We start from the raw sequence: 10,688 nt of genomic DNA, 5'->3' as shown, positions 1-10,688 counted from the left end.
CATTACTGATACCAACTTGTGGTTCACTACACTTGGCGGTAAATACCCGTGGCTGGACTTTCACCAGCTAGATTAGTGCCATGCCTGGCACACAACAAAAAACTCCTATCCTATAAACCTATAGGACAGGAGATATACTCTTCTGCGGTACCACCTAAATTCATTCTTCCGAATGCTCTCATTATGTACAAACATACATTAGCTGCTATAACGTCCAGCACCCGTCGCCCCTACTTTTTATCATTTCAGTTTGCCCTCGCAAGCCCATTCGCCATTCTTCCCAATACTGCAATCCCACCACCTGCAGCTCTCTGTAAATGTTTCAAAAGGTTACTTCTCTTGCTCATCGGTTTTATTTATATAACTATTTGAAATTATATTAACCTTATTCCTGCATTTTGTCAATGTTTTTCTGGCGCAAATTTATTTGTAAAAAAAGTGCATTTGCTTCTCAGTATGATGCGGTTTTCATTGTTCAGGACAACATAAACGACAGCGTGCCAGCAAAATATACAACTTTTTGTAAGGAGTCTGAAATTCCATTCTTCTTTATAAACATGGAACATTCGAGTGAGGACCTGACATATGCCATGGGATTCCTATATAAGGATGATTCATTTAATTCCTGGGGATATGGCTTATATAAAAATATTGAAAATGAAGCGAATATTAAGATTGTTTACTCTCAAATCTTTGGGACTATTTATCAAAACACGTTGCCAAAAAAATAACAAATCAGAAACCCCCATCTAATGGATAAAATTAGTTTTCTATTCATTAGACGGGGGTTTTTTAAAAACACAGGTGTGGCTCACCTATTTCAGACTATTCAAGTTAAATATGAGCAAATGACAAACAGAGCGAACTTTAAAAAATCATCTGCTCCCAAAGTATTCGTCAACCCCGTCAGCCATTCCCTGCACCAGCCTGTTCTGGTAGTCGTCGGAAGCCATCTTCCTGTCCTCATCGGGATTGCTCATGAAGCCCATCTCCACGATTGCAACCGGAATCGTGCACCAGTTTATGCCGCTCATGGTGTCGCTGGCAACGGTTCCCCTGAACTTTGCTCCTGCTGCCTGACACATTCGTGTACCAACCGCACTGGATAGTGCCTTGCTGGAAGCGCTCAGACTGGCCACATAGGGATTTGACGGGGAAGGGTATAGAACGCTTGCCCCGGTGACGCTGCTGTCCGTAGAGGAATCGGCATGGATCCTCAGGAAGATTTCCGCTCCCGAGCGGTTTGCAATATCCGCCCTTTCCTTATTGCTCAGATTGACGTCGTTGGTCTCCCTGATCATGACAACCGTGTATCCCCTCTGGGTAAGGGCTGCCTTCAGTTTCAGCGAGACATTAAGGTTCAGCTGATATTCGGCAAGGCCTGTCACGCATCCGCTTGTACCGGAAGACACCTTCGGTTTCGTCTGGGTGGCTCCAGGACCTATTGGCTCCTGCTCGTTATTACCCTTCGCCTGGTGCCCTGCGTCAATTGCAACGATATGGCCTCCTGTTGTGCCTCCTGACGGCGGTACATACGCATTCTGCGCTGCTTCTGCGGCCTTTTTATCCGCTGCGGCTTTCGCCTCGGCTGCTGTCTTTTCCTCAGCCGCTTTTGCCTCAGCTGCCGCCTTTTCCGCTGCAGCTTTTGCTTCGGTCTCCGCCCTGGCCTTCTGCTCTGCCAGCTCAGCCAGATGACGTTCTTCTTTTATTCCCTCTTCAACCGTCCTGTTTCCTGTATCTTCTTTAGCCGCCAAAAACAGCGAACTGTCGATGGCTGCATATTTTTCAGCGTGGTTTTCTTCCTTGTCATTGGAATCCGTGATTCCTTCTCCCGTGACACTGCCGGAATTTTTCGAACCCTTTCCTCCATTATTCCCATTCCCTCCATTGTCACCATCGCCTTTGTGGCTTCCCGTCTTTCCAAATCCACCGGTAACGCCATACACGGCCAGAACGACTGCCGCAAGGACAACTGCCGCTGCTATGATCAGCAGCAGCGGCTTTTTGCCCTTGATTTTTATGTCTGCAATTCTCATTTTTCTATATCCTCTCGTTCATCTAGATAAATTTACCATTGGCTTCACAGACATCATTCATCCCCATAGATCTGTGCAGCCCGCAATTCAACTTTTCCTTTTGCTCTTCTCTTCTTTTAACTATTCTTTTTCTTTTGCTCTTCTTTTCAACTCTTCTCTTCTGTTTCGGAATTTAATAATCGGCAAATCCCCCTGGATCAGATTCTCTCCCATGACAAGTTCGCTTTTCTTTGGCAACTGGGTGATTACCACTCTCCTGTCCTGATGCAGAATGATTTTATTCGAAACATTGCTTATGCGGTTTACCAGCTGGCTTATAACGGGAATTTTGACAAACCGCTGATAGAACCTGATATATATCATCGTATTTTCTTCATCAATTGGTGCAAAGGCCGCAACGATCCTGACCTGCTCGGAAATCCTGTTCTGCCACAGATTAGGCATCTGAAGCTGCAGGCTGAATAGTTTTTCATAATCTTCTATTGTATCCGGATCCTGGGGCGTCTGCCCCCGGTCTTCCTCATTCATCACATAGAAGGTCATCAGATTATCCTTCCATTTCACCACCGGTCCATTGACCAGTTTCCGGTTCCCTCTTCCAATGGTTGTCTTGTGCACAAATGGTAAATGCACCACATCCAGCTGGTTTTCAATTGCCCTGGTATAATGCACTCCCCATTGTTCCTGAAATCCGCCATAGGAAAATCCCGTTTTCAGTTCTTCAAAAAATGGAATCTCTGGGACATCCGATTTCCGCTCGCTGTACCAGACCCAGATAAAGCCATATGCCTCTTTTGCCAGATAGGATTTTACCTTGAAATTCCCCGGTACTTTCTTATTCTTGCCGTTAGCCGGTATCGTGGTGACTTTTCCTGTCGAATCATACTGGAAGCCATGGAACGGACACTCCACATGATGATTACTTATTCTGCCGGCGCTCAGACTTGCACCTCTGTGGCAGCACTGATCATGGATACAGCTTATTTTATCATTTTCGTCCCGCCAGAATACAAGCTTCTCGGAAAATCTTGTAACTCCGGCCGGCTTATTCTTCTTTAGTTCTTTGGCGTCCAAAACCGCATACCACTGATTTTTTATCACAGGTATCCCCCTTATAAAGCGAATGCCGCATATCTTTCCTGTTGAAAGAATGCGGCCTCGTTTTCATGTATTACATTCTGTCAGGAGCTTTGAATCCTAACACATCTATGCACACTTCAAGAACTTCTTTTGTAAGCTGGAGAAGGTTGATCCAGCTCTTCTGCTGGTTTTTGTCTTCTTCTGAAATGATTTTTGTTTCATGGTAGAACTTATTGAATGCATTTGCCAGGCTGTAGATGAATGCGCATACCTTGTGAGGCGCGATGTCCTCGAAGCTTGATTCCATCATGGAATTGAATTTTGTAAGCTCAAGCATGAGGCTCTTTTCACTTTCGCTGGCTGCAGGCATTACTGTTTTATCTTCCGCCAGTGCTTGCCCGCCATTCTGTTCTGCATATTTTGCAAGAATTGATTTGATCCTGACGATCGTATATAAAATATACGGACCTGTATCTCCTTCGAAGGAGGTAAACCTGTCAACGTCGAACACATAATCCTTGGATGCCTGGTTTGACAGATCTCCGTATTTTACAGCTGAAAGGCCGACGATTTTGGCCGTAGCCCTTGCTTCTTCATCTGAAACAGTACGGTTTTCGTTGATTTTCTTGTACATTTCCTCGTTGATGTCTGAAATGAGGTTTTCAAGACGCATAACGCCGCCCTGTCTTGTCTTGAACGGCTTTCCGTCTTTTCCATTCATGGTTCCAAACCCTAAGAATTTCAGTTTTGTGTCATCCCTGATGATTTTCGTTTTCCTTGCGCAGCGGAATACCTGTTCAAAATAAAGTTCCTGGCGTTTGTCAACGACATAGATAATCTCGTCCGGGTTGAAGAGCTTCATTCTCTCTACGATCGTTGCAAGGTCAGTAGTGTTGTATAAGGATGCGCCGTCTGATTTTAAAATCATGCACGGAGGAATTTCTCTCGTGTCAGTCTCTTCCTTAACATCAACTACCAGCGCTCCCTCGCTGATGTGGGCATATCCGCCCTCTTTCATATATGCTACCATTTCAGGAATGTATGCCTGGGCATCGCTTTCCTTCTTCCACAATTCAAAGGATACGTCCAGATTTTCATAGTTTTTCTTAAGGTCGTTCACGGAAACATTCAGAATATGGTTCCACAATGCCATGTAGCCCCTGGTGCCGTTCTGAAGAAGGAAAGTCGCCTGCATGGCTTCTTCTTTGAATTCAGGATCCTCTTTCGAGCGTCCGCTGGCTGCAGGGTAGATTTCCTCAAGCTCGGAAATTGTAAACGGAGCTTCTTCCGGGTATTCTCCCTCAAAGCTGTCATCAAAATAAACCAGATCCGGCTGGCGTTTTTTTAGTTCCGTTATAATAAGTCCCATCTGGAGACCCCAGTCGCCGAGGTGGACGTCACCGATCATGTTATGTCCTAAAAACCTGCCGATCCTCTTGATGCTTTCGCCGATGATTGCTGAACGAAGATGCCCAACGTGGAGAGGCTTAGCGACATTCGGTCCGCCGTAATCGATTATGATTGTCTTGGGATTTTCTGTTTTTTCGCATCCCAGAAATTCTTCGCTTCCCATGCCCGAAATATAATCTGCAAGGAAATCTGTATTTAATTTTATATTTATGAATCCAGGCATTACTGCTGCTGTTTCGGAGAACATGCTGCTTCCTTCAAGTTTTGCAACGATTTCATTTGCAATCATGATTGGCGCTTTCTTGTACTCCTTTGCAGCCGGAAGGGCTCCGTTGCACTGGTATTCGCATAAGTCTGGTCTGTTTGATAAAGTAACCTTTGCATAGTTTTCATCATATCCACATTCTTTGAACGCGGCTGCTATTTCGATCGCTATTAAATCAAGTATTTTTTTCATCCTGTTCCTCCTGAGTATCTTTTCGTTTCATGCATATTCAAAATTATAATACTTTTCCATATAAAATGCCACTCTTAAAGATTATAGGTCGTCTTCCGTTATATCTTCAAATTCATCCTGCACAAGATCTGCGGAATCGAATTCATCATGTCCATCCTGATTGCCCGGTTCAAGGTAGGCGATGTCTTCTGCTTTGCTTTCTCCCGCTTTCATGGATTTCAAAATCAGGGATACCTCATCGATGTATGTTTCCTCGCCCGAAAGGATTCCGTCCCTGCCTCTGGTTTCTAAAACTGTGTCCCCGAATATCGTCTCAATCTTTATTTCCCTTGAATCAGCTTCATTCTTAAGGATAAACGATGCAATGTTCTTTGCTGTGTTTTCAAAATAAAAACTGCTCTGTTCTCCATTTGCCTCATTGACAAACCCTCTTAAAATTTTATTCATAATTCCGTACCCCCTGTTTTTATTTTTCCGCAGCTGCTCAGGAACACGTCACTCACAGCTACCTGTTTTAATAACATTGTAGCACTTTTCATAAGAAAACGGGTGCAAAATATGCATGATATTTTGCACCCGCTTTATTCTAAGGCTTTTGTGCCTCTTTATGATTCCAGAGTTTAGAATCTTTTAGATTCCCGCAATATTCACCAGTGTAAGTCCCCGGTCATTTGCGCTCTCAAGGCTTGTAAGAAGGGCATTTGCCGTATCCAGTGATGTCAGCACGCTAACGCCTGTTTCAATGGCATTACGTCTGATCAGGAAGCCGTCTTTGCTCTTATCAACGCCCTGGGTCGGAGTATCGATTACGAGGTCGATTTCATGTGAGTAGATGAGATCCATAAGGTTTGGCGATTCCTGCTCGATCTTATTGATCTTCTCTGCATTTATGCCATGTTCATTCAGAACCCGTGCAGTGCTTCTTGTTGCGTAAATCTTGTAACCAAGAGCTTCGAATCTTCTTCCTACTTCAATCGCTTCAAGCTTGTCCGAATCTTTTACAGTCATGATGATTTTCTTGTATTTTGGAAGTACGATTCCGGCACCGATAAATGCTTTGTAAAGAGCTTCATTGAAGGTCTTCGCTATTCCGAGAACCTCACCTGTCGACTTCATTTCAGGTCCTAAGCTGATTTCAGCACCGCGGAGCTTTTCGAAAGAGAATACAGGCATTTTGATTGCGAAGTAGTCCGCTTCAGGCTGAAGTCCCGGAGTGTATCCCAGGTCTTTGATCTTATGTCCGATGATTACCTTTGTTGCAAGTTCTACGATCGGAATTCCGGTCACCTTGCTGATGTATGGAACTGTACGGCTTGAACGTGGATTTACTTCGATTACATAAACCTCTTCATCGCATACGATGAACTGGATGTTAATGAGACCGATTACGTGAAGGGAGCGTGCAAGCTTTCTTGTATAGTCTTCGATTACCTTCTTAGTCTTAACTGTAAGGCTCTGTGAAGGATATACCGAAATACTGTCTCCCGAGTGGATTCCGGCACGTTCAATGTGTTCCATGATGCCTGGGATCAGGATTTCGTCGCCATCGCATACTGCATCGACTTCGATTTCTTTACCTACAAGGTATTTATCAACCAGGATTGGATGTTCCTGAACCGTACGATTAATGATTTCCATGAATTCAACGATATCCTGGTCAGAGATTGCAATCTGCATGCCGGCGCCGCCGAGTACGTAAGAAGGTCTTACAAGTACAGGGTATCCCAGTTCGTTTGCTGCCTTAAGGGCTTCTTCAGTTGTGAATACTGTAGTTCCTGCAGGTCTTGGAATGCAGCATTCTTCAAGGATTGCATCGAACAGCTCCCTGTCTTCCGCAGCATCTACATTTTCTGCAGAAGTTCCTAAGATTGGAACGCCCATTTTCATGAGTGCTTCTGTCAGTTTGATTGCCGTCTGTCCGCCGAACTGTACGACTGCTCCGTCCGGTTTCTCTATGTCTACAATGCTTTCAACATCTTCCGGAGTAAGCGGTTCGAAGTAGAGCTTGTCAGCGATATCAAAGTCCGTACTTACTGTTTCAGGGTTGTTGTTAATGATGATTGTTTCATATCCTTCTTCTCTGAATGCCCATGTACAGTGAACTGAGCAGTAGTCGAATTCGATACCCTGTCCGATTCTGATTGGGCCTGAACCAAGTACAAGCACTTTCTTCTTAGGATGGGTTTCAAGAACTTCATTTTCGCTTCCGAAGCATGAGTAGTAATAAGGAGTTGCCGCCTCAAATTCCGCCGCGCATGTATCAACCATCTTGTAGGCTGCCACGATGCCGTTTTCTTTTCTCATTGCCTTGATTTCCACAGCATCTTTTCCTGTAAGTTTTGCAATCACCTTATCAGGATATTCGATCCTCTTTGCTTCAGCCAGAAGTTCAGCTGTAAGAGGCTGTGTCTTCAGGGCGTCTTCCATCTCTACAAGGATTGCGATTTTATCGATGAACCAGAAATCGATTTTTGTGATTTCGTGGATTTGTTCGTATGTGATTCCTCTTCTTAAAGCTTCTGCAATAACGAAGATCCTTCTGTCGTCCACGCGGCATAACATCTCCACGATGGCTTCCGTTGTCTGTTCTGCAAGGTCGCCGTAGATCATGCTGTCGATGTTCTGTTCAAGTGAACGGATGGCTTTCATAAGCGCGCCTTCGAAATTTGTACAGATGCTCATTACTTCGCCTGTCGCCTTCATCTGTGTTCCGAGTGTTCTCTTTGCATGGATGAATTTATCAAATGGAAGCCTTGGTATCTTAACTACACAGTAGTCAAGCATCGGTTCGAAGCTTGCGTAGGTCTTTCCTGTGATTGCATTCATGATTTCGTCAAGGTTATAGCCTAAAGCTATTTTAGCTGCAACCTTCGCGATCGGGTATCCTGTTGCTTTTGATGCAAGTGCAGAAGAACGGCTAACCCTCGGGTTAACTTCGATTACACAGTATTCGAAGCTTGTCGGATGGAGTGCGTACTGCACGTTACATCCGCCTGTGATGTTCAGCTCGCTGATGATGTTCAGGGCTGAAGTTCTCAGCATCTGGTATTCCTTGTCTCCGAGCGTCTGGGAAGGTGCAACAACGATACTGTCGCCTGTATGAACGCCTACAGGGTCAAGGTTTTCCATGTTACATACTGTGATACATGTTCCGTTGGCATCACGCATTACTTCATATTCTACTTCCTTCCAGCCTGAGATGCAGCGTTCTACAAGAACCTGGCCAACACGGCTTAAACGGAGACCGTTTGAAAGGATGTCGATCAGCTGCTCTTCTGTTTCAGCGATACCTCCGCCGCTGCCGCCTAATGTATAGGCAGGTCTTAAAACTACAGGATAGCCGATTTCGTTTGCAAATGCCATACCGTCAGGTACATTCGTTACAACCGTTGAAGGTGCGCATGGTTCGCCAATCTTTTCCATTGTAGCCTTGAACTCATGCCTGTCTTCTGCCTTTTTGATTGTCTCAGGAGTCGTACCGATCAGGTTAACATTGTTTGCTTTCAGGAAACCTGACTCGTCAAGTTCCATTGCAAGGTTGAGGGCTGCCTGTCCGCCAAGAGTCGGAAGGACGCTGTCTGGACGTTCCTCAAGAATAAGCTGTTCTAAAACTTTTACAGTAAGCGGTTCGATATAAACCTTGTCAGCTATATTTTTATCCGTCATGATTGTTGCCGGATTTGAGTTTACAAGAACTACCTGGATGCCTTCTTCTTTAAGAGAACGGCATGCCTGTGTTCCGGCATAATCGAATTCTGCTGCCTGTCCGATTACGATAGGGCCTGAACCGATTACTAATACTTTTTTAATATTTGGATTCTTTGGCATTATTTAGACACCTCCATCATCTTTATGAACTCGTCGAATAGGAACTCTGAATCCTGTGGTCCAGGACTTGCTTCTGGATGGAACTGCACTGTGAAGATGTTCTTTCCTAAATAATGCAGGCCTTCTACTGTTCCATCGTTTACATTCACAAAGCTTACTTCTGCAATCGAAGGATCCATTTTATCAGTATCAACTACATATCCGTGATTCTGTGAGGAAATGTATACTTTGTTTGTGCTTAAATCTTTTACCGGATGATTTCCACCGCGGTGTCCGTATTTCATCTTGTGGGTATCTCCGCCGGTTGCGAGGGCCATGAGCTGATGTCCAAGGCAGATTGCGAAGATCGGAATATTCGAATCATACAGTTTCTTGATTTCCTTGATTATTTCTGTACATTCCTGCGGATCCCCAGGGCCGTTTGAAAGCATAATTCCATCCGGATTTGTTGCGATGATCTCTTCTGCTGTTGTTGCTGCAGGGTAAATTGTTACTTCACATCCTCTATCATTTAAGGATTTAGCGATATTTTTCTTAGCTCCAAAGTCCATTAATGCAACTTTTTTCCCATTTCCAGCTAATACTCTCTTTTCACTGCAGGTAACTTTTTCTACAACTTTGCCTGTAGTATATGTTTTGATTTTTGCAATTGTTTCTTCCAGGTTGAAGTTTTCATTTGTTGTAACCATACCATTCAAGGTACCTTTTTCCCTTAAAATCTTAGTAAGGGCTCTTGTATCGATTCCGCTGATTCCGGGAATATCGTTTTCTGCTAAAAAGTCCTGAATGCTTCCTTCGCTTCTGAAGTTGCTGTGAAGTCTTGAAAGTTCCCTGACTATATATGCGTCCGGCCATGGTTTTGATGATTCCATGTCTTCCTTGCAAATTCCGTAATTTCCTATTAAAGGATAAGTCATTACAACTGCCTGTCCTGCATAGGACGGATCTGTAAGAACCTCCAGATATCCTGTCATCGATGTGTTAAATACTATTTCGCTTATTACTTCCCTGGTTGAACCAATGCTGGTTCCTGTAAATACGGTACCATCTTCGAGTATTAGAAAAGCCTTCATCATACCACCTTAATTCCTTTCATATTTTGTAAAAAAAGCTTCTTTTTCTGCCGGCTTGCTGCCTTTGTGCAAAAAAAAAGCTGACGCTAAGGTATAAAATCTTATTGTTGTTTTTTACTTTTTCTCAAAAAAAAAGACACTATAAACCCAAAAATTTTAGGGGGGTGGTCTTTGTTCTCAAATTGTAAAGATTTTATCATAGAACAAAACAAATTACAACCCTTTTTTTCGCTCCTGTTCAATCTTTTTTATGTACACCGGATTTGAATATATCTGACCGGCTCTTTTTTCGCTTACCTCAAGCATATTTTAATTATACACATAAATGTCCTGAAAGTCAACATTTATTGTATATTTATGCAAATTATAGACATTATTATGCATCCATACCAAACTTCTGTAAAATAGGACGAACTTATTTATTTCCTTTAAAGATTAGCGTGTCAAGAGCCCTCTTGTAACGTTCGGCTTCGTCAATTTGCACATTCTCCCTCTATCAAACAGTGATACAAAACATGAATTGATGAGCAGCTTTATGAAGACGTTGGTACTTTGGCCGCGTATTTTGCGGCCTTACGTACCACTACGTCTTCATCTAAGCGAGAGCGCGCTGCGAATCAACATGTTTTGCATAACGTCCTCATTATAAAAACTTGTGCAAATTGACGAATATTATTTTGTAAATGGGCTTTTGACACTTCACTCCTATAATAGAGTAGAGAAATAATAGCTAGTATTATTTCCCTCTCATTGAACCGTACGTACGGGTCTCGTATACGGCTCTACAATTTATATTCCAACGCT

7 protein-coding genes and 1 other annotated feature are annotated in these 10,688 nt (G+C 43.6%); of the genes, 1 reads left to right on the top strand and 6 read right to left on the bottom strand.

Annotated features, from left to right (window positions below):
- Nucleotides 1-118: 118 nt before the first annotated feature.
- Nucleotides 119-356 (bottom strand) — a binding site (T-box leader).
- 42 nt (nt 357-398) lie between these two features.
- On the top strand, nt 399-731 hold the full coding sequence (locus BJR36_RS20610) for a hypothetical protein (RefSeq protein WP_207648920.1): 333 nt from the start codon (nt 399-401) through the stop codon (nt 729-731).
- Between the two features lie 144 nt (nt 732-875).
- Here the strand turns inward: BJR36_RS20610 and BJR36_RS19250 are convergent, their stop codons facing one another.
- The 6 genes from BJR36_RS19250 to BJR36_RS19225 form a co-directional block, all read right to left on the bottom strand.
- Complete coding sequence (locus tag BJR36_RS19250) at nt 876-2,036, bottom strand: N-acetylmuramoyl-L-alanine amidase family protein (RefSeq protein WP_091237060.1); 1,161 nt, start codon at nt 2,034-2,036, stop codon at nt 876-878.
- Nucleotides 2,037-2,156: 120 nt separating this feature from the next.
- Nucleotides 2,157-3,137: an aromatic ring-hydroxylating oxygenase subunit alpha gene (locus BJR36_RS19245; RefSeq protein WP_091237059.1), complete on the bottom strand. Its 981-nt coding sequence runs from the start codon at nt 3,135-3,137 to the stop codon at nt 2,157-2,159.
- Between the two features lie 70 nt (nt 3,138-3,207).
- Complete coding sequence (gene argS, locus BJR36_RS19240) at nt 3,208-4,983, bottom strand: arginine--tRNA ligase (RefSeq protein ID WP_091237058.1); 1,776 nt, start codon at nt 4,981-4,983, stop codon at nt 3,208-3,210.
- Nucleotides 4,984-5,064: 81 nt separating this feature from the next.
- Nucleotides 5,065-5,430: a hypothetical protein gene (locus tag BJR36_RS19235; protein WP_091237057.1), complete on the bottom strand. Its 366-nt coding sequence runs from the start codon at nt 5,428-5,430 to the stop codon at nt 5,065-5,067.
- A 183-nt stretch (nt 5,431-5,613) separates the two neighbouring features.
- Complete coding sequence (gene carB / locus BJR36_RS19230; RefSeq protein ID WP_091237056.1) at nt 5,614-8,811, bottom strand: carbamoyl-phosphate synthase large subunit; 3,198 nt, start codon at nt 8,809-8,811, stop codon at nt 5,614-5,616.
- Entirely contained in the window at nt 8,811-9,884 is a 1,074-nt protein-coding gene (locus tag BJR36_RS19225; RefSeq protein ID WP_091237055.1) for a carbamoyl phosphate synthase small subunit, read from the bottom strand. Before BJR36_RS19225 ends, carB begins: the two co-directional genes overlap by 1 nt.
- Nucleotides 9,885-10,688 lie beyond the last annotated feature (804 nt).

Origin of the sequence: Anaerobium acetethylicum, assembly GCF_900096945.1 — a bacterium.
Taxonomy (GTDB): Bacteria; Bacillota; Clostridia; order Lachnospirales; family Lachnospiraceae; genus Anaerobium; species Anaerobium acetethylicum.
The sequence above is the reverse complement of the archived record's forward strand: the minus strand, read 5'-3'. Positions and strand labels throughout refer to the sequence as shown.